The 17,787-nt window shown below is 61.9% G+C and carries 18 protein-coding genes; 5 read left to right on the forward strand and 13 right to left on the reverse strand.

Annotation, left to right across the window (positions count from 1 at the left end; all coding sequences use genetic code 11):
* Window positions 1-2: 2 nt before the first annotated feature.
* From ACTM86_RS00535 to ACTM86_RS00550, 4 genes are all read right to left on the reverse strand, one after another.
* Entirely contained in the window at window positions 3-413 is a 411-nt protein-coding gene (locus ACTM86_RS00535) for a hypothetical protein (RefSeq protein ID WP_229770640.1), read from the reverse strand.
* Window positions 414-566: 153 nt separating this feature from the next.
* Window positions 567-2,090 (reverse strand): C69 family dipeptidase, encoded by a 1,524-nt coding sequence (locus ACTM86_RS00540; protein WP_441014885.1) that lies wholly within the window; start codon window positions 2,088-2,090, stop codon window positions 567-569.
* 99 nt (window positions 2,091-2,189) lie between these two features.
* The gene (locus ACTM86_RS00545) at window positions 2,190-3,044 is read right to left on the reverse strand and encodes a bifunctional 5,10-methylenetetrahydrofolate dehydrogenase/5,10-methenyltetrahydrofolate cyclohydrolase (RefSeq protein WP_441014887.1); all 855 of its coding nucleotides are present in this window, start codon (window positions 3,042-3,044) and stop codon (window positions 2,190-2,192) included.
* 2 nt (window positions 3,045-3,046) lie between these two features.
* Window positions 3,047-3,679: a cyclodeaminase/cyclohydrolase family protein gene (locus ACTM86_RS00550; protein WP_441014888.1), complete on the reverse strand. Its 633-nt coding sequence runs from the start codon at window positions 3,677-3,679 to the stop codon at window positions 3,047-3,049.
* A gap of 436 nt (window positions 3,680-4,115) precedes the next feature.
* Between ACTM86_RS00550 and ACTM86_RS00555 the strand changes: the two genes are divergently transcribed.
* From ACTM86_RS00555 to ACTM86_RS00565, 3 genes are all read left to right on the forward strand, one after another.
* Complete coding sequence (locus ACTM86_RS00555) at window positions 4,116-4,724, forward strand: hypothetical protein (protein WP_441014890.1); 609 nt, start codon at window positions 4,116-4,118, stop codon at window positions 4,722-4,724.
* Between the two features lie 349 nt (window positions 4,725-5,073).
* On the forward strand, window positions 5,074-5,859 hold the full coding sequence (locus ACTM86_RS00560; protein ID WP_441014892.1) for an ADP-ribosylglycohydrolase family protein: 786 nt from the start codon (window positions 5,074-5,076) through the stop codon (window positions 5,857-5,859).
* Window positions 5,860-5,894: 35 nt separating this feature from the next.
* On the forward strand, window positions 5,895-6,116 hold the full coding sequence (locus tag ACTM86_RS00565; RefSeq protein ID WP_441014893.1) for a hypothetical protein: 222 nt from the start codon (window positions 5,895-5,897) through the stop codon (window positions 6,114-6,116).
* Window positions 6,117-6,384: 268 nt separating this feature from the next.
* Here the strand turns inward: ACTM86_RS00565 and ACTM86_RS00570 are convergent, their stop codons facing one another.
* Window positions 6,385-7,722 carry a hypothetical protein gene (locus tag ACTM86_RS00570; RefSeq protein ID WP_441014895.1) on the reverse strand — a complete coding sequence of 446 codons (1,338 nt, stop codon included), beginning with the start codon at window positions 7,720-7,722 and terminating at the stop codon, window positions 6,385-6,387.
* Between the two features lie 218 nt (window positions 7,723-7,940).
* Between ACTM86_RS00570 and ACTM86_RS00575 the strand changes: the two genes are divergently transcribed.
* Window positions 7,941-9,122, forward strand: a complete 1,182-nt coding sequence (locus ACTM86_RS00575) for a cation diffusion facilitator family transporter (protein WP_441014896.1) — start codon at window positions 7,941-7,943, stop codon at window positions 9,120-9,122.
* An 18-nt stretch (window positions 9,123-9,140) separates the two neighbouring features.
* On the opposite strand, the gene ACTM86_RS00580 is transcribed toward ACTM86_RS00575, so the two are convergent.
* Complete coding sequence (locus ACTM86_RS00580; protein WP_441014898.1) at window positions 9,141-10,097, reverse strand: hypothetical protein; 957 nt, start codon at window positions 10,095-10,097, stop codon at window positions 9,141-9,143.
* 138 nt (window positions 10,098-10,235) lie between these two features.
* Between ACTM86_RS00580 and ACTM86_RS00585 the strand changes: the two genes are divergently transcribed.
* Window positions 10,236-10,472, forward strand: a complete 237-nt coding sequence (locus tag ACTM86_RS00585; RefSeq protein WP_441014900.1) for a hypothetical protein — start codon at window positions 10,236-10,238, stop codon at window positions 10,470-10,472.
* Window positions 10,473-10,520: 48 nt separating this feature from the next.
* On the opposite strand, the gene ACTM86_RS00590 is transcribed toward ACTM86_RS00585, so the two are convergent.
* The 7 genes from ACTM86_RS00590 to ACTM86_RS00620 all read right to left on the reverse strand — a co-directional run bounded on the left by ACTM86_RS00590 (window position 10,521) and on the right by ACTM86_RS00620 (window position 17,725).
* On the reverse strand, window positions 10,521-10,820 hold the full coding sequence (locus ACTM86_RS00590; protein WP_441014902.1) for a hypothetical protein: 300 nt from the start codon (window positions 10,818-10,820) through the stop codon (window positions 10,521-10,523).
* Window positions 10,821-10,942: 122 nt separating this feature from the next.
* Complete coding sequence (locus ACTM86_RS00595) at window positions 10,943-12,610, reverse strand: formate--tetrahydrofolate ligase (protein WP_441014903.1); 1,668 nt, start codon at window positions 12,608-12,610, stop codon at window positions 10,943-10,945.
* A gap of 146 nt (window positions 12,611-12,756) precedes the next feature.
* On the reverse strand, window positions 12,757-13,824 hold the full coding sequence (ruvB, locus tag ACTM86_RS00600; RefSeq protein ID WP_441014904.1) for a Holliday junction branch migration DNA helicase RuvB: 1,068 nt from the start codon (window positions 13,822-13,824) through the stop codon (window positions 12,757-12,759).
* Complete coding sequence (gene ruvA, locus ACTM86_RS00605; RefSeq protein WP_441014905.1) at window positions 13,824-14,444, reverse strand: Holliday junction branch migration protein RuvA; 621 nt, start codon at window positions 14,442-14,444, stop codon at window positions 13,824-13,826. The genes ruvB and ruvA overlap by 1 nt, the downstream gene beginning before the upstream one ends.
* A complete protein-coding gene (gene ruvC, locus ACTM86_RS00610) occupies window positions 14,444-14,965 on the reverse strand; it encodes a crossover junction endodeoxyribonuclease RuvC (RefSeq protein WP_035137351.1) in 522 nt (173 codons plus the stop codon). Before ruvC ends, ruvA begins: the two co-directional genes overlap by 1 nt.
* Before the next feature lie 294 nt (window positions 14,966-15,259).
* Window positions 15,260-17,245, reverse strand: a complete 1,986-nt coding sequence (locus ACTM86_RS00615; RefSeq protein WP_441014907.1) for a hypothetical protein — start codon at window positions 17,243-17,245, stop codon at window positions 15,260-15,262.
* A gap of 117 nt (window positions 17,246-17,362) precedes the next feature.
* On the reverse strand, window positions 17,363-17,725 hold the full coding sequence (locus tag ACTM86_RS00620) for a desulfoferrodoxin family protein (RefSeq protein ID WP_154515902.1): 363 nt from the start codon (window positions 17,723-17,725) through the stop codon (window positions 17,363-17,365).
* Window positions 17,726-17,787: the final 62 nt, after the last annotated feature.

A 17,787-nucleotide genomic window follows, 5' to 3' on the forward strand; every position in this document is an offset into this window, starting at 1 on the left:
TGCTACTCGGCCTCTTCGGCGTCCTCTGCATCGTCGGGCTCAACAGACTCGACGGGCACCGAGGTCACGTTGTCCTCGACCGAATCGACGATGTCGCGCACATGGGCCAAAAAGGCCGTGCGCTCGGGGGCGGTCATGACGCGCACGCGGGCGAGGATGAGCTCGTCGAGCACGCGCTGGGCCGCAGTCTCGCCCTGCATGCCCAAGCGCTCGGTCAGGTCGGAGATGGTACCGCCGGCCTGCTCGAACATGTCGGACACGCTGCGGGCGATATCGGGGGTGCCGGCGTCCTTGCGCACCTGCTCGCCCTTGGCATTGAGGTCGTCGAGGACCTTCTTGCCGCCCTCGACGGCAACGGCGGCGGCACCGAAGCCCACGTTGATGGCACCGTTAACAAGCTGATCGAATTTCATAACCATGGTTGGCTCCAATCGTGAACAACTTCATTGGCCTACTTGTACCCAAGATTGGGCAAACGACACAAAATCGTTTGTCACCGGGATAGAAATCGAGCGAGGCAAAGCCTTTGACGGCGTTTGCCCCGCTCGCTCGTTGCAAGGTTATCTTTACCTTACGTTATCGTTCATCGCGAAGGAATTCTTCATGGCGCAGCTCGTGGTGTAGAGCACCTTGCCCAACAGGGCATCGGTCTCCACGCGCACAAGCTCGGCAAAGGCCTCGTTGGCGCGGGCGAGCTCGGCGGGCACCTCGGCCTCGGGCAGTACGGCGACAACGGCGTCAACGTCGTGAATCTGCTTGTGGCCCATGCCGCCGACCTTCTCCTGATAATCCTCGACCGCGCGACTGCACTCATGGAAGCGAACATCGGCCAAGGCGCCAATCAGGCGATTTGCCCAATAGAAATTCTCGGACGTCACGCGAGCCTGCGTGTCGGCATAGTACTCGGGCATGGTCTCGACATTGGCGTACAGTGGCACAAGCGCGTTAAACGAGTTGGAGCCAAACGCCATCCACTGCACGGCGCGATACGCCGGCTGCGCATAGGGGCGCAGCTGCAGCACGGCGAGCTGGCTGTTGCGGTTGATGCCGATGGGACGATAGGCGCCGCGCGTGGCGGGCGTGCCCTTGCTGCCGTAGCAGTCGTACTCCGTGCCCTGGTAGTGGCTCGAAAGCACGTACTTGATGTCCTCGAGGGTCACCTTGCGCTCGGGCACGCGACTCCAGGGAATGTCGTCGCTCTCGGGCGTGTAGTCGGCGTCGGGACCGTCCCACACATCGCTGGGGTTGAGGCAGCGCTGCATGTACCAGGCGCGCGGCGTGTTGTAGACGTGGTCGCTGTCGCTGTGCGAGCCAAAGGCCTCGCGCGGGTTAAAGACCGCGGCGGGACCGTCGCCCTTAACGCCCAGCGTCAGGTCCAGATGCCACTCGGCCATCCAGGTGCGCAGGTCGGCCGAGCACATGTGGTCGACCTGCGCGCCCTCGGCGTCGTCCAAGTCAAAGCTGTCGATACCCAGCTGGTTGGGCATGGTCACATAGGCGTCGTCGGGTACGCGCTTGGCGATCCAGTGGTGGCCGCCGATGGTCTCGAGCCACCAGATCTCGTCAACGTCACTAAAGGCGATGCCGTTGTTCTCGTAGGTGCCGTAGCGCTCGAGCAGGTCGCCCAGAATGCGCACACCGTCGCGGGCGGATTTGGCGTATGGCAGCACCAGGGTCACCATGTCCTCCTCGCCCAGACCGCCGGGCTGCGCCGGCGCATAGCCGTCCTCGCCCTCGTTACCCTTGGCGGGCACGTAGTCCACGAGCGGATCGGCGCCGCGGACGCGCTCGTTGGTGGTGAGCGTCTCGGTTGCGGACATGCCAACATTGAGCTCGTTGAAACCGGCCTCGGCCCAAATGCCATGACCCGGGACAACGTCGGGGACGCTTGTGTAACGCATGGGATTGTCGGGCAGCTCAACGGTCAGGTGGCTCAGGACACTCGTGTAGACACGCGGCTGCTCGTCGGGATGCACTACGCGCATGCGCTTGGGCTCAAATACCCCATTGGACGAGTCCTCGTTGCGGGCAACCAGCGTCGACCCGTCATAGCTCGCGTTCTTACCGACCAAAATCGTTGTGCACGGCATGCGCATCCTCCTTGAGCGAAGAAATCAAACGGCAACAGTGTATCGCTTCGGTGCAAAAAGGGCGAAACCACAGCCTCGGTAGCCCCCGTGGTCAAAAGCCTATTTCGATGCGCGCTCGGCCGCTTCGATCACGTGTTTGGCGAGAATCGCGGTGGTCACAGCCCCCACGCCGCCCGGCACAGGCGTGATGGCGCTAACGACCGGCTCCGCAGCATCAAAATCGACGTCGCCGACCAGCTTGCCGGCGGCCTCGTTCCAGTTAATGCCCACATCGATGATCGTCTGGCCCTCGCGAACCGCATCCGCGCCAATCGTGCGCGCGCGTCCAACTGCCGCAACCACTACATCAGCCGCACGACACTCGGCAGCAAGGTCGCGCGTGTGCGTATGGCACGTCGTCACCGTGGCATTGCGAGCCGTAAGCATGGCGGCAACGGGACGGCCAATCACCAGAGACCGACCGACGACCGCGACCTTGGCCCCATCCAGCTCAACACCGTAATGGTCCAGCAACGCCAACACGGCTTCTGCCGTGCAAGGAGCAAAGCCCTCGCCTCGCCCCGAAAGCGTGGTAAGTAGCGAGGCCGGCGTCATGGAGTCGACATCCTTGGCGGGATCGAGTGCCGCGGCAACCGCATCCTCGTCAAGCCCAGCGGGCAGCGGGCGAAACACTAGGCAGCCATGAACGGCGGGGTCGGCATTGATGTCCTTAATAGCCGCCAGCAGCTCATCCTGCGAAGCATCGGCAGAAAGCAAAACGCGGCAAGCATCGATGCCAGCCTTTTCGCAGCGCTTGAGGGCGCCGCGCTCGTATGATAGATCGTCCTCGCGCTCGCCCACACGAACGATGGCCAGCGTCGGCACAATGCCGCGTTCGCGCAGGGCGGCGCAGCGAGCAGCGAGCTCCTCGGTCAAAGCGCGGGCAACGGGAGCCCCTTTGAGCAGCTCGGCCATGGCTATCCCCTCTTCCTGGCGGCGTCGGCGGCGCGGCGCGCCAGCGCATCGGCGCGCGGCAGCCACGTATCCAGAAGCTCATCGCACGCCGCCTCGAGCTCCTCGGCACGCGCCCGGTCTTTCATAGATGTGGTGTTGGCAAAGAGCGTCAGGCTCGCACCCTGCATGGCGGCGCGGCAGAACACGGCGCCGCAGGCAACGTCGGACAGCAGCTGGCGCGACCCCTTGTCCGCCATGTCCTCGAGCAGCGCCAGCGCGCGCCCGCAGGCATCCATAATGCGATACGGTGGCATAGCCGCCACGTGCAGCGCATCCTGAATCGCAGCCGGTCGAGCCGGATCCTCGCGCGAAATACCGTACGCCGCGGACACCTGGCCGTAGGCACGAACGTCCTCGGCGACCAGATCCACAAGTTCCTGCGCCAACTCATCCGCCTGGGCAAACGCGTGCGCCAAATCGTCCGCTCGATCGGCAAGCGCAGGATTGGTCGACCCATAACGAGCGACCATCCCACAAAGCGAGGCGCCCAGCGCGCCCACAAAGGCGCTCGCGCTGCCGCCGCCGGGAACCGGCTCGCGCGCGGCAAGTGCCTCGGCAAACTCTCGACAGGTTTTATCCATCATCTCTTGGCTCATGCCCATGCACCTTCAAGTCATATAGATCGGTCGGGCGGCAACCGCCGGCCAACTGTATCGATCAAGTAATGGTGCTAAGTCTAGCCCATAAGCACACGAGCGTCAGCGCATCTGGCCATCGCGGATTTCTATGACGAACGATAGGCGTCGGCGGCGCAAACATGGGACATATGACCCACCTTTCGAGACTTCCGGACGTCAAAAACTGAGGCATATCTATAAACAAGGAATCTGTTGGGGAAACGCCCGCGTACACGCGTCCCATTAAAACAACGGGCACCTCACCCTGGGGAGGGCCGACGGCATCGGCCCTCCCCTCTCCCGGACATATTGCCACTTGCCGGCGCAAATCCGGCCCTCAGAATGGGACACATGGCCCACCTGAACGAGCCGCTCGCGCGTACAGTAAAGGCAGGTAATCCATGGGCGGTTACAGATGAGGAGATACGACCATGAAAAGAAGGCCTTTGCGATTGTCACCCTCTGCATCAGTCTCTTTGCCGCGGTTGCCCTGGTGGGTTGCGGCGGAAGCGGTGGCGCTACCGGCAGTGGCGGTGGCGGCGGAACAGAAAAGCCAGCCGTGGATATGCGGACCGACTTCATTTGGTTTAAGGTCGAGGTCCCCGAGGGCGTCGAGATCACCGACGTTGCCGGCGACACGGCCGACAAGGCCCAGTTTAAGTTCACCGAGAGCGAGCACGCCAGCGATCGCTTCATCCCTGTCTTCGACTCTGACAAGAACGCCGACGAGCTATTCGACTACGAGGCAAAGTGGAAGGCCAACTCTGGATGGACCGAGAGCGATCCCGTTAAGTACAACGGCAAGACCTGGCGCAGCGCCTACTTCACGCACTCGGGCGGCGTGACGACCGAGTACTTCACCGACGTTGACGGTGGCAGCGTCTATGTGCGCATCGACAACGTTGAAGAGCACAAGGACGCTGTCGAGACCATGATGAAGTCCCTGGAGTTTGCCGATGACATCGCCAAGGCCAAGACCGAGGCCATGAACGTCAAGCTCGACGATATCGAGATCAAGCGCTAAAGCTCCAACGGCATGCAGCAGCGCCGCTTTAACTCAGCCGGGATGCAAGGTGCGACTCCTTGCATCCCGGTTTTTTTGTGTTCGAAAGCGCCCGATCACATCACCATATTGAACACGTTGACGAATTCCTGCGCCTTCGCGTGGCTGCTGAGGCCAAGGTGCAGGCGGTCAACAGCCGGCTACTGCGCCTCTGTTTTCCCTAGCATTTCATTCTAGTAGCCACGAGACCCTTTCTCGAAGACCTCCGACGACGTCGCAGTTTCTGTCCCCGCCAGGCTTTATGATAATCGCCATTAGCCAGCCATTATCTATTAAGCAGCATCCCTCAAGAGGAAAGCGGGAGATACGAATGGGCACACCAAAACCGTCTTTGCGCGACTGCATCTACGGACTTGCCGTCGGCGACGCGCTGGGCGTTCCCTACGAGTTTATGCCTCGCGGCACGTTCGAATGCACCGACATGATTGGCTACGGCACGCATGGGCAACCCGCCGGCACCTGGAGCGACGACACATCTATGACGCTTGCTACCTGTGACTCGATTAGGGAGCTCGGGCATATCGACACCGCGGACATGCGCGACAAGTTCGTAGGCTGGATTGCCCGTGGCGAGTATACGATCGACGGCGTTTTCGATTACGGCGGCACGACCGCCCGCGCCTTGCGCACCGGCAAAGGAGGCTCCGGCGAGCGCGACAACGGCAACGGATCGCTCATGCGCATCGCGCCCCTGGCGTTTGTCGACGCGACGTACGAAGAGATCCGTGAGATCTCCGCGATAACGCACGCTCACAGAACGTCGACCGAGTCATGCGTCATATTTGTTGAGCTGATGAGAGACGTGCTGAGCGGCGCACTCCCCTCGTGGGCGCTGCAGCTGAAAAGCGCGCCCGAGCACGAAATCAGATCCGGCGGCTTCGTGCGCGACACGCTTAAGGCAGCCACCTGGTGCTTCGTCAACACCAGCAGCTACGAAGACTGCGTGCTTGCCGCCGTCAACCTAGGCGACGACACCGACACCACCGCAGCCGTCGCAGGTGCACTCGCAGGCACGGCATACGGTATCGAGGCCATCCCGCAGGAGTGGATCGACACTCTGCGCGGTAAAGAGCTGATTGAGAGCTGCCTGTTTTAGATCGCGGCGGCAACAGAAACAAGCCAGGAGGCATCATGGAGAGGAAGACTGCACACATAGATGAGTTCCAAGTGGACGAGCACGAAATTCCGCTACTCCCAGCTGGGCTGAAGGAGGAAGGAGACCTCTATGTCCTCCCCGACGGGCGTTATCTTCCCTGCGGAGTCTACAAGACCGCGGACGGCGACTTGCTCCTTTATGAGCCATCCGAACTTAGTTTCTTCGGGCAGATGACTACCCAATTCAAAGAGAGCTAGAGGTTTGATTGCCCGTTAGATCGACACTGTTCCAAACCAGGGGATGGGTGGAGAAGGGGGTCATAGAAAAGGGCCGGTTGCAGCCGGCCCTTTAGACATTAGCTCCTGCGTTGCCCGCGTCTCCGAAGTTTAAGCGCTGAGGAGCGGGTTCCGCGGCACAACCTGATTTTACCCGGTGGGGCGGCTCTTTTGCAGCCGTCCCACCGTTTATTTAGATCTACTACGACGGACAGCTCGCACTACTGCGCGCTGTCCCGTACCGCCCCCCCTACTTACCAAATATCGCGCCAAACAAACCCTTGCGTTTGGACTTCTCTTCTCGGTAGGAGCCCTCGGCCGCCGCCGCCACCTGCCGCGGCTGTTCACCGCCTCCACGGCGCACGATCTGGTACAGAAACGGCGATTTAACGTATTTGACCTCGATGGGCGTGGCGTGCACGGTGCTTTCGCTCGACAGCATCACGTTGGGATTGAGCGGTGCCACCACATGCGTCTCGCGCTTATCGCTAAACACTACCGCGGCCGCGCGGCCCGTTTGGCCGTTTACGGCAATGCGCACCTGCTCGCCATCGCGGCTGTCCGACGAGGGACGGTCGACAAAGTAGACCGGCACCATCACCAGGCCGTCCTTATGCTTGCGGGCCTTGCGCGCCCACGCACGGATACTCTTTTTATTGAGCCCCAGCACCGCCTCGGCATCGTTGCCGGCAATGTCGAGCGCCAGCTTATCAATGATCACCTGGTCCTTGGTAGACGCATCGACGGAAACAACGCGGAAGTCGCCTTCCTGCATGGCGGGATCGAACGACCCCACCTTGCCAAAGTCCCACGGCTCCAAAATGCCCATAAGACGAACGTCCAGGTAGTTTGCCCGCGGATATGCCCAGTCGAGCACCTCGTAGTACACCAAGGTCTCCTTGCTCAGCCCCTTGCCCGGGAAGGACGCCATCATGCGCAAATCCGCGAGCGCCATGGGAAAGTAGAAGAGCATCATGTCGTTTTGGATCGCGTCTTCTACATCGTGACCGGCAAAGGCTTCCGCATACTGGTGCACCAGCTGCAGCGCGTTGGCACGTGCCTGCTGCGGCGAGATTTCGCAGGGAATACCCTGCTCGGGTACATACTCCGCACCAACGCCCATGGTCAGGCGCTTGCTAAAGGTACCGGGCTTGAGTAGGTCGGCGATTCCGATTTTATTGCCGCAGGACGGGCACTCAAACACGCGCTGGGTCGACTCGCCTTCGAAGGATGCGCCGCAGAAGGGGCACGGGATGCTCATGTGCGCGGCCTCCTGGAACTCCTGCGCCGTGCCGCGGTCCTCCCACAGTAGATGCTCCAGAACCGACTGGTTGCGCCAGTGCGCATGAAAGAAATACCAGTCGGGGTCCACCGGGCGCTCGAGCTGCGACACATGGGTGAGCTTAAGCAGCCCATCGACAACCGTCAGCGGCGCATGGCGAATGCCCAGGGCGCTCCTGGGCTCCCCCGCATCGGCCTGCCACGGAACGACCGTGCCGCAATAGGCGCACTCAAAGCTGCGTTGAGCCTGGTGTGAGTACATGGGGCCGCCGCAGTTTTGGCATTTAATGGCAAACATCTCGTCCATGGATACATCCTCCTTTACGCAAGGGCTGTCGACATTAAGTATGTCGGGCAGGCAGGCACATGCCCATACCCATGTGGCCCAAAATGGAGCACGCGGTCGGACAAGAAGCCCCGCTCGTTAGCTCCAGCAGACCATTACTGCATTTTCTGAGCATCGGCGCACGGCGCGCCCATGCGAGCTACACTATCCCCTTAAACGAGGATGCGAGGAGGTACGCCATGCTATTTGTAAATCGGCTGGTACATACACTTGTTCCCGGCAGCAAGGGCGAGCCGGTCGATGCATCTTGTCGCACCAACGCGGGCTTTGCCGCAAGCCTCATCTGCATTGGCCTCAACATTACCCTGTGCCTGGCCAAGGGCATCGCGGGTCTGCTCGCCGGCTCTGTCTCACTTGTCGCCGACGCCTTTAATAACCTCTCCGACGCCTCGAGCAACATTGTGAGCTTGCTCGGGTTCCGCCTTGCCAGCCGCCCGGCAGACGAAGGCCACCCCTATGGCCACGGCCGTTACGAATACCTCGCCGGCTTGTTTGTCGCCGTCCTCGTTTGTGCCGTCGGCATCAACCTGGTGCTCGAATCGATCTCCAAGATCATCAAGCCCTCCCCCACCGCCTACACGCTGGTCTCCCTAGCCGCCCTCGTCTTATCCATGCTCGTCAAATTATGGATGGCCGCATTCAACCGCGCGCTGGGCGACCGCATCGACTCGGAGACGCTCATCGCCACGGCGCAGGACTCCAAAAACGACGTAATCACCTCGGGCTCGGTCTTGGCGGCGGCGCTTATTTCGCAGATGACCGGCTTTGACCTCGATGGCTGGGCAGGCCTGGGTGTGGGCATCTTCATCTGCATCAGCGGCATGGGCCTGGTGCGCGACGCCATCAGCCCGCTGTTGGGACAAGCGCCCGACCCCAAGCTCGTCCAGGAAATCCGCGACAGGATCATGTCGTACCCCCAGGTCTTGGGCACACACGACCTCATGGTGCACGACTACGGCCCCGGCCGTCAGTTTGCCAGCGCACACGTGGAAATGCCCGGCGAGGGCGATGCCTTTGAGCACCACGAGATCCTGGACACCGTCGAACACGATATTAAACGCCAGATGGGCATCGACATCACGCTGCACTGCGACCCCATCGCCACCACCGGCGACGACCTGCGCAGCTGGGTCAAGCGTGGCGTCATGCAGATCGATCCCGCGCTCTCCATCCACGACCTGCACGAGCACGACGGGTTCGTTTCGTTTGACCTGGTGCGTCCCGACGGCTTTCGCATCTCCGACGACGAGCTGTTGGAGCGCGTAACGCATATCGTGCACGAGCGCAGGCCCGATGCATCATGCGTTGTCACGTTTGACTCGGGCTTTAGCTCGCCCGACCGTCCGGCAGAACAGTTGTAGCCCCGCTCCGCTCGGCCGCTAGTTTCCCTGCGCGCCCGAAATGCCGTTTTGCAGGGCATCCCAGGCGTTCGTTGCCATATCACCCAGATTCTGAGCAGTATCACCGAGGTTCTGGGCTGTGTCGCCCAGCTCTTGGGCCTTATCCCCAAGCTCCTGCGCCTTGTTGCTCAGGTCCTCCAGCGTGTTGGAGCTCGAGCTGTCCGTGGTGCCCTGGTCGCCGGACGCGTTGCCCGACGAGCCGTCCTTGCGCGTGAGCTGAATCTCAAGGTTGCCGTCAGCGTTGTAGTAGGCAGATGTGACGACCCAGTTGGCATCGACGACGGGCGTCGAGCCGTCGTCGGTCAGAATCACGGCATTCGAAAGATCGGCCCCGCGCGACTTGAGAATCTTTTTGGCGTTAGACCAGTACTGACCCGGGATATCGCTCAGGTCGACGGTGCCGGACTGGGCAGTCTCGGTCTGCTCGGCCGTGGTATCAGTCGTGGCGCCCCGTTTGTTGAGCATGCCCGACACGATGGCAAACACAACCGACAAGGCAAAGAAGATCGCCAGCACGATGAGGATCTTCTTAATCACGCTCGACGAACGCGAAGGCTTCTTCTCCTCGTCCTCGCCATACTGGGGGATGGACTTGGGATACTCACGATACGGCTCGCGCGCGTATCGGTCGTGCGACTCGTAGCGCGGCTGTGCCGTGCGCGGCATATACGTGGTCTGCTGAGGTTGTGGAATGGGATTTTGCAGCAGGTCATCATAAGGGTCTACCGCCGCGTTGCCGTAGGGGTTCTGCGATGAGACACCATGCGAGTCCTGCGCCGCGTTTCCGTAATTCACAACGCGCGTGGGATCAGCCGACACCTGCGTCGTATCGGGGGCAGCGTAGCCGGGATTCGGCACGACGCGGGTCTCATCGGCGCCATTGCCCGTCCGCGGGGAGCCGTAGCCACCCATCACAGTCGTCTTGTCCTGGTCCATGCAACGTTTCCTTTCCGTCGCCTGTAAGCATCAAGTTATCCATGCATTCTACCCGCGCAAAAGCCTATGATGGACAAAGCCCGCCGGTATCTACAAGACATGCGCGGCCGACGGTCACAAGCGAATCGAGGATATGTCATGGCAAAAAGCAGGCTCATCAAGGACACGACGCGTGCCGAGCGTGAGGAGATCATCAAGCTAGCGCTCGCGGGCTGCGGCAACGGCAGCTGCGATAACTGCGGCAGCTGCAGCTTGGGAGCCGGCGACCCGTACGGTACCTACCAGCCCTACATTGACGGCGAGATGGAAATCGCCGATATCAACATGATGGTCGCCGAGCGCAACGCCAAACTCTTCGGCCTCCAGCGCGGCTAACGACCTCTTCTTGGGCTGTGAACCATAAAATGCGCCCATCTACTACGTTTAACCCAAGGGTACCAACATATCCTTGTTGAACTTGGCGACACCCACGCCCTGGCTCTTTACCTGAGGATAGGTCCACGTAGCCGTGATCTGGCACGTGTCATCGGGGGACGGGTCCAGCGGGCCTTCGCCAACCGCAGCCGTAAAGTCAACATCCTGCGTGGCAGAGGCGGCTTCGTAGCCCACCTGCGCACTGTCATCGTCCTTCGACTTCAGCTGCTCCAGCGTCGTGGGCACCGTTGCGATGGTGCTGGCTACGCTCTCCTCGGTGCTGGTAAGCACGGCGCTCAGCTCGGACACTTCACCTCATTGACCCAACAGCCACAAAATGATCCGTAATCCTTCCGTCCCCAAGGGATCAAAAAGCCCCGCCGGGCCTTGGTAGGCGCGGCGGGGCGGGCAGGCAGCTAGGGGCAGCAGGCTTAGAACAGGCCAGTGATGTTGCCGTCGTTGTCGACGTCGATGTTCTCTGCCGCGGGAACCTTGGGCAGGCCAGGCATGGTCAGAACGCTGCCGGTCAGCGCGACCACAAAGTGGGCACCGGCGGAAACCTTGAGCTCGCGCACGGTGATGCGGAAGTTCTCGGGCGCGCCCAGAGCCTTGGCGTTATCGCTGAAGCTGTACTGGGTCTTGGCGACGCACACCGGCAGGTTACCAAAGCCGTTCTCGCGCAGCTCGGCGAGCTGGCGCTTGGCAGCCGGCGTAAAGTCGACGCCATCGGCGCGGTAGACCTTGGTGGCAACGGCCTCCAGGGCGTCAGCCACATCGGCACCGTCCTCGTAGGCAAACTTGAGCTCGCTCGGCTGCTCAATCAGGCGCATGACCTCATCAGCCAGATCGAGCGCGCCCTCGCCGCCCTTAGCCCAAACCTCGGACAGCTTAACGTTGACGCCGAGCTTCTGGCACTCGGACTCGATGAGCGCAAGTTCGGCCTCGGTGTCCGTCGGGAAGCGGTTGATGGCGACCACGCAGGGAAGACCATAGACGTTCTGGATGTTGTCGACGTGACGCAGCAGGTTGGGCATACCGGCCTTAAGGGCCTCGAGGTTCTCGTCGTTGAGGTCAGCCTTGGCAACACCGCCGTTGTACTTAAGCGCGCGGGCAGTGGCGACAATCACGACAGCGCTGGGGCGAACGCCCGTCATGCGGCACTTGATGTCCAGGAACTTCTCGGCACCAAGGTCGGCGCCAAAGCCGGCCTCGGTAATCGCGACGTCACCAAAACGCATGGCCATGCGGGTGGCCATGATGGAGTTGCAGCCGTGGGCGATATTGGCGAAGGGACCGCCGTGGACAAACGCGGGCGTGCCCTCGAGCGTCTGCACCAGGTTGGGCTTGAGCGCATCCTTAAGCAGAGCAGCCATGGCGCCCTGAGCCTTGAGGTCGCGGGCGCGGACGGGCTCGCCGGCATAGCTGTAGCCGACAACGATCTCGCCCAGGCGCTCCTTGAGGTCGCTGATGCTCGTAGACAGGCACAGGATTGCCATGACCTCGGAGGCAACGGTGATATCGAAGCCGTCCTCGCGCGGCACGCCCTGGGCTTTGCCGCCAATGCCATCGATAACATGGCGCAGTTGACGGTCGTTCATGTCGACGACGCGCTTCCAGGTGATGCGCTTAACATCGATGCCGAGCTGGTTGCCCTGCTGAATATGGTTGTCGAGCATGGCGGCCAGCAGGTTGTTGGCGGCACCGATAGCATGGAAGTCACCGGTAAAGTGCAGGTTGATGTCCTCCATGGGGATGACCTGGGCCCAGCCGCCGCCGGCGGCACCGCCCTTTACGCCAAAGACGGGACCGAGCGAAGGTTCGCGCAGGGCAACGGCGCTCTTGACGCCGCGACGACGCAGACCGTCGGCCAGACCGATGGTCGTGGTGGTCTTGCCCTCGCCTGCAGGCGTGGGATTGATAGCGGTCACGAGGACAAGCTTGGCCTGGTGATCGGTCGGCTCGTTGAGCAGGGAATAGTCGACCTTAGCCTTGTCGAAGCCGTACGGAATCAGGTGCTTAACGTCGACGCCGGCGTTCTTGGCCACCTCGGTAATAGGCAGCGGCGTAACAGAACGTGCGATTTCGATGTCAGTAGGCATGGGCGGTCCTTTCGTTACCGGATGAGAAAAAGACCAATTCAGCATAGCACGGGCGCGCAATAGTAAAACGCCCATAACCGATGAACGGCGATATGTTTATCCAATGCCCAGCGATAGCCTACAGATGCGCTAAAACAAGCCCATTCCTACAGGGTCGGCTCGATACCCAAATGCTCGAATGTGCGCAGGGTTGCCTGACGGCCCTGCGGTGTGCGAATCATCAATCCGCACTGCAACAGGTAGGGTTCGTAGACATCTTCGAGCGTACCCGGGTCCTCGCCCACCGCGCTGGCAAGGGTCGTCAGGCCCACGGCACGGCCGGAGAACGTCTTGGCGAGCGTCTCCAAGATGCGAATGTCCATCCAGTCCAGACCAAGCTCATCAATCTCAAAGAACTCGAGCGCCTGACGGCAGATATCAAGCTCAATAGGACCGTTGCCGCGCACCTGGGCGTAATCGCGCACGCGCTTGAGCAGACGGTTAGCCAAGCGCGGCGTGCCACGCGAGCGTGAGCCGATCTCGAGCGCGCTCGGATGGTCTATTGTCACGCCCAAAATGGTTGCCGAGCGCGTCACAATCTGGGCAAGCTCCTCGATCGTGTAGTAGTCCAAGCGATACGAAATACCAAAACGGTCGCGCAGCGGGCCGGTCAGCATACCCGAGCGGGTCGTTGCCGCCACCAGCGTAAACTTGGGGATATCCAGGCGAATCGAGCGCGCCGCCGGACCTTTGCCAATCACGATATCGAGCGCAAAGTCCTCCATCGCGGGATACAGGACTTCCTCGACCGAACGGTTGAGGCGGTGGATCTCGTCGATAAACAGCACGTCACCCGGCTGCAAGTTGGTAAGGATGGCCGCCAGGTCGCCGGTGCGTGCGATGGCCGGGCCACTCGTCGTCTTAATCTGAGCGCCCAGCTCGTTGGCGATAACGGTGGCCAGCGTGGTCTTGCCCAGACCCGGAGGGCCCGAGAAGATCACGTGGTCGAGCGTCTCGCCACGGCTCTGCGCCGCCTCGATCAGCACGCGAAGGCTCTGCTTGATATGCTCCTGACCGCAGTAGTCGTCCAGGCGCTGGGGACGCAGGGTACGGTCGACATCGAGGTCCTCGGGCGTTAGCTCCGAGCCCACCATGCGCTCACCGTGCGCCATGGATGCCGCCGGCGAGCTGCCGGGCGTCGCCCACAGGTCCTGAGAGTCATCGGCTTCCCACATCACGCATCCATTCCGAGTCGCTTAAGCGCCGCGCCGAGCAGATCCTCGACACGCATATCCTGCCCATCATACCCGCTCAGAGCGACATCGGCCTCCTGCGGGCTAAAGCCCATGGAAAGGAGTGCCGCGCGGGCATCATCGATGGCCGAGGGAGCGGCAGCGGGCACGGGCATCGTAACCTGTCCGGGAATCACGTCGACCGGCACAAAGCCCTTATCCTTGGCAAAGGTACTCTTGAGCTCCAGAATGAGGCGCTGAGCTGTCTTTTTACCCACACCGGGTACCTTGGCCATGCCCTTGTCGTCCTCGGCCATCACCAGCGAATACAGCTGCCCCACGGTATAGGTAGAGAGCACGGCGAGCGCCAAGCGCGGGCCAACGCCCGAGACGGACACGAGCCGGTCGAACATCGTGCGCTCATCCTTGGAGGCAAAACCAAAGAGCGTCATGGCGTCCTCACGCACCTGCATGCGCGTGTAGAGGCGGACCTCGCCGCCGGGCGTCGGCAACGTGGCCGCAGTGCTGCCCGAGATGCCGAGCTCAAAGCCCACGCCCGACACATCGACGACAGCAGAGCTCATCGTGGCCTCGACAAGCGTTCCGTGGAGCTGGGAGATCATCAGTATCCGGTTCCTCTCTGTTGATAGAACTCGCCGCCGGTAAGCGCGCGGGTGCGGCTGAGGTTAACGTGGCAGATGGCGCAGGCCAGGGCATCGGCAGCATGGTCGGGGTGCGGGTCGTGATCGAGCTGCGTAAGCGTACGCACCATGTAGGCGACCTGTCGCTTATCTGCGGCGCCGGTGCCCACAACAGCCTGCTTAATCTGCATGGGCGTGTATTCGCCAATCTCGAGCGCGCACTCCGAAAGCGCCACAAGCGCAGCGCCGCGGGCATGCGCCGTGGGGATGGCCGAACGAACGTTGGCGCCAAAGTAGATGCTCTCGATAGCAGCGGTATCGGGACGATAGCGTTCGACAACGCCCTTGAGGTCGCGGGCGATATGCGACAGGCGCACCGCGAGCGGACTTCCAGCACTGGTCTCGATGCAGCCATAGGCACGACAGCGAACCTCGCCACGTCGCTCCTCGATAATCCCCCACCCCGTATGGGCCAAACCAGGGTCGATACCCAAGATAACCAAGCTAACCTCCCCTCGTCACAAGCGCAGCGCAAGGCAAGGCCCCACGCACTATTCACGAACGTCTGTTCTAGAATAACACAACAGCGACCGTATCTGGCAAGCAAGGTCGAACCATAGGTTGAGCATAAGTCAGCGAGCGAGTCCCTGCCGTGGCAAGGTGCCGCGAAAGAGGAGCGCCGCGTACTTCTGTACGCAAGCGACGGTTTGAGCGGCAGATGGCCCGGCAGGGGCTCGCGTAGCGTCGACTCGTTACGCGGTTTGGCAAAACCGCGTAACCTTGGCCCCATCCCCAGTTTAGTTCTGCGAGAAAAAAGGAAACTGACGGGGATCCACCGGCGGATGTGGCATCGGCGTACCCTGGGGCCCGCCCTGCGGTCCGCCCTGGCCGCCCATCATCCTTTCGATGGCGTCCTGGACCTCGCCCTCGAACTTTTTCATTCCCTCGTGCAAACGACGCTGACCGTCCTCAGAGCGCAGCTCCTCCATCTGCTCGGGCGAAATACCCAACAGCTCACCCAACAGACCCATCATCTCACCGCGCATGCGATCGCCCGTATCGCTATCGGCAAAGCGGCGCACTTCGGCGCGCGCCAGTGAATCAACCGTCATGCGCTCCTTGCCGTTGAGCCCCAAATCGGACCACGCAAGCATGTACGGCCAAGCGCGCTCGGCAAACGAACGGGCCGAAACGATCGGCGCCGTCGGCAACATGCGACGGGCAGCCTCACCCTGTCGAACGAGCATCAGCAGCAGCGAGCAGGCCTCAGGCTTGCCAGCGGCCATCGGGATGTCGTCGAAAGATCGATTGCGGTCCACGTGCGCCTCGAGCGCGCCATCGACCTCACCCGGCTCAAGCCCGCCGAGCAGCTGTGCCGCGCGGTCGAGCATATCGACCGGACCGTCGAGCGTCGAGAGCGCCTGCGCCAGCACTCGCTCCATACAATCTTCCACCGCGTTGAGCGTCACGAGCTCTTGGGGCACCACGGCAGACGTGCGGTTGCGTACGCGCGCCACAAACTCAAGCGTCGACAGGTACACATCGCCAAAGGGCGCAAAGTCGCCCTGGTAGCCGCCGGACAGTGCGGGTGCCGCTAGCGCGTACTCGGTCTTGGAGAGCGGGCTCAACGCCATGGCGCCCAGCTCGAGCGCCGTATCCTCCAACATCAGGCCCAGCGCACGCGAGCGCAGACGCTCGGCATCGCCTGCCGACACGTCGCGATCGAGCACACGCGCCGCATCCGGTGCATCGCGCTCGACGGTGCGAATGTGCAGGCGCTCGGCAATCGCGCGGACGGCGGCACAGCGGGCAGCCTCGGCCTCTTCCTGAGCCGGCGTAAAGATACGGTTGCGCCCCAGCACAAGGCCAATCACATTACGCGGGCCCAGAGCGTCAACGGCAAGTGCCGCCAGCAGGGACGATGGCAAGTCACCCTCGAGTGCCACCACAGCACGCGACGCGCCGCGAGCGCGGGCATTGTCGCGCACGGCGAGCACCAGCGCCTGCCACAGCCACGCCTCGGAACGAAACTCGGGCAGTTCGTGATCTTCCAGGGCATCGAGCATCACGCCGCGCTGAATCTCCTGAACCAGCAGGCTCTCCTCAAAACACGGCGCCTGGGCCACCACGCGACCGCAGTCGTCGAGCACAAACGAACCGCCGGTATATACCGACTCGTCGTACGCACCGACCGGCGCCATGCAGGCAAACCACACGCTGCGCTTAGATGCGATCTTGCGGTAGGCACCGCTGCGAACGGCGGCGATGGCGGCAGTCTCGCGGTCGGTCATGTCAAACGCGTTGAATTGGAAATACGCAATGAGGTCAACACCGGTCGGCAACATCTCGAGTTCGCGGTCCAAGTCAAAAATCACGGCGATGCGCACGCCGTCCACGTCGAACACCGGCGGCGCCCAACGCGTGTCGTTGTTCTCGCCACGCTGCAGGGCAATGCTCGATCGCGCCGGCACCACATGACCGTCCTTGAGCATCATGTAGTCGAGCAGTGGCTGGCCCTCAAACGAAACCGCCGCGGGCACGATGCAGATCATATCGAGCTCTTGGATACGCTCGGCAACACCGGTCAGGCCTGTCAGCATGTCGTGCTCAAAGTCGGCAGTACCCATCAGGCCGCCGGGCAGAGCACCCATAAAGAGCGGTGCCGGGACGCACAGCACGCGCGCCCCGCGCTCGTGGGCCAGACGAGCCTGGTCCTCGATGCGACCGCAAATGCCCTCAATATCACCCAGGCGCATATCGATCTGTGCAAGCGCGAGCTTCATGGCCCAGCCCTTTCCGTCGTAAACCATCGAAACCGTAGTAAAAGCGCCGGCCGCATAATGCAGCCGGCGCTTGCATGTGCATATGCTAGCTATGATACCCCGAGCGGGGGCGCGCTCCTAGAACGTCGCGGACCACAGCCCATGCAGGTTGCAGTAGGCATAGACGGTACCGGTCTTGGAGCCGCCAGCGAAAAACGTCGCGGGCTTCATGCCGGGCTCAAGGTAATGGACCTCCAGGCGGCCCTCGGCCTCAAGCGCGATCCACTCGATGTAGTGCTCGGGCAGCATGGGGTGCTCCGTCGAGCCCACGCGCGCACGAATGACGTGGCCGTCGCGCTCGATCTCGACAACAGGCACGTGCTTCTCGTGCGCCGCATCCTCGGTGTTTGCCGTCAGCTCCGTGCAGCCGGCAGGGGTCGCAACGTCGTCGCCAAGAGCGGCAACGAGCTTGCCGTCGGAGTCTTTAAAGAATTTCGCCATGATGTTCTCCTTTGCTGATGTGCCAATGTTCTCGATAGTTCTTATGCCCAAAGAGCGCCGAA

Origin of the sequence: Collinsella sp. HCP3S3_E11, assembly GCF_052067375.1 — a bacterium.
In the GTDB taxonomy this organism is placed as follows: Bacteria; Actinomycetota; Coriobacteriia; order Coriobacteriales; family Coriobacteriaceae; genus Collinsella.

Bases quoted from the DNA above. Each gene is read 5' to 3' on its own strand.
- ACTM86_RS00570 (WP_441014895.1), bottom strand. From the start codon at position 7,722: ATGGACGAGATGTTTGCCATTAAATGCCAAAACTGCGGCGGCCCCATG.
- ACTM86_RS00580 (WP_441014898.1), bottom strand. From the start codon at position 10,097: ATGGACCAGGACAAGACGACTGTGATGGGTGGCTACGGCTCCCCGCGG.
- ACTM86_RS00585 (WP_441014900.1), top strand. From the start codon at position 10,236: ATGGCAAAAAGCAGGCTCATCAAGGACACGACGCGTGCCGAGCGTGAG.
- ACTM86_RS00550 (WP_441014888.1), bottom strand. From the start codon at position 3,679: ATGAGCCAAGAGATGATGGATAAAACCTGTCGAGAGTTTGCCGAGGCA.
- ruvB (WP_441014904.1), bottom strand. From the start codon at position 13,824: ATGTGGGAAGCCGATGACTCTCAGGACCTGTGGGCGACGCCCGGCAGC.
- ACTM86_RS00565 (WP_441014893.1), top strand. From the start codon at position 5,895: ATGGAGAGGAAGACTGCACACATAGATGAGTTCCAAGTGGACGAGCAC.
- ACTM86_RS00545 (WP_441014887.1), bottom strand. From the start codon at position 3,044: ATGGCCGAGCTGCTCAAAGGGGCTCCCGTTGCCCGCGCTTTGACCGAG.
- ACTM86_RS00615 (WP_441014907.1), bottom strand. From the start codon at position 17,245: ATGAAGCTCGCGCTTGCACAGATCGATATGCGCCTGGGTGATATTGAG.
- ACTM86_RS00560 (WP_441014892.1), top strand. From the start codon at position 5,074: ATGGGCACACCAAAACCGTCTTTGCGCGACTGCATCTACGGACTTGCC.
- ACTM86_RS00540 (WP_441014885.1), bottom strand. From the start codon at position 2,090: ATGCCGTGCACAACGATTTTGGTCGGTAAGAACGCGAGCTATGACGGG.
- ACTM86_RS00535 (WP_229770640.1), bottom strand. From the start codon at position 413: ATGAAATTCGATCAGCTTGTTAACGGTGCCATCAACGTGGGCTTCGGT.
- ruvA (WP_441014905.1), bottom strand. From the start codon at position 14,444: ATGATCTCCCAGCTCCACGGAACGCTTGTCGAGGCCACGATGAGCTCT.
- ACTM86_RS00595 (WP_441014903.1), bottom strand. From the start codon at position 12,610: ATGCCTACTGACATCGAAATCGCACGTTCTGTTACGCCGCTGCCTATT.
- ACTM86_RS00575 (WP_441014896.1), top strand. From the start codon at position 7,941: ATGCTATTTGTAAATCGGCTGGTACATACACTTGTTCCCGGCAGCAAG.
- ACTM86_RS00620 (WP_154515902.1), bottom strand. From the start codon at position 17,725: ATGGCGAAATTCTTTAAAGACTCCGACGGCAAGCTCGTTGCCGCTCTT.
- ACTM86_RS00555 (WP_441014890.1), top strand. From the start codon at position 4,116: ATGAGGAGATACGACCATGAAAAGAAGGCCTTTGCGATTGTCACCCTC.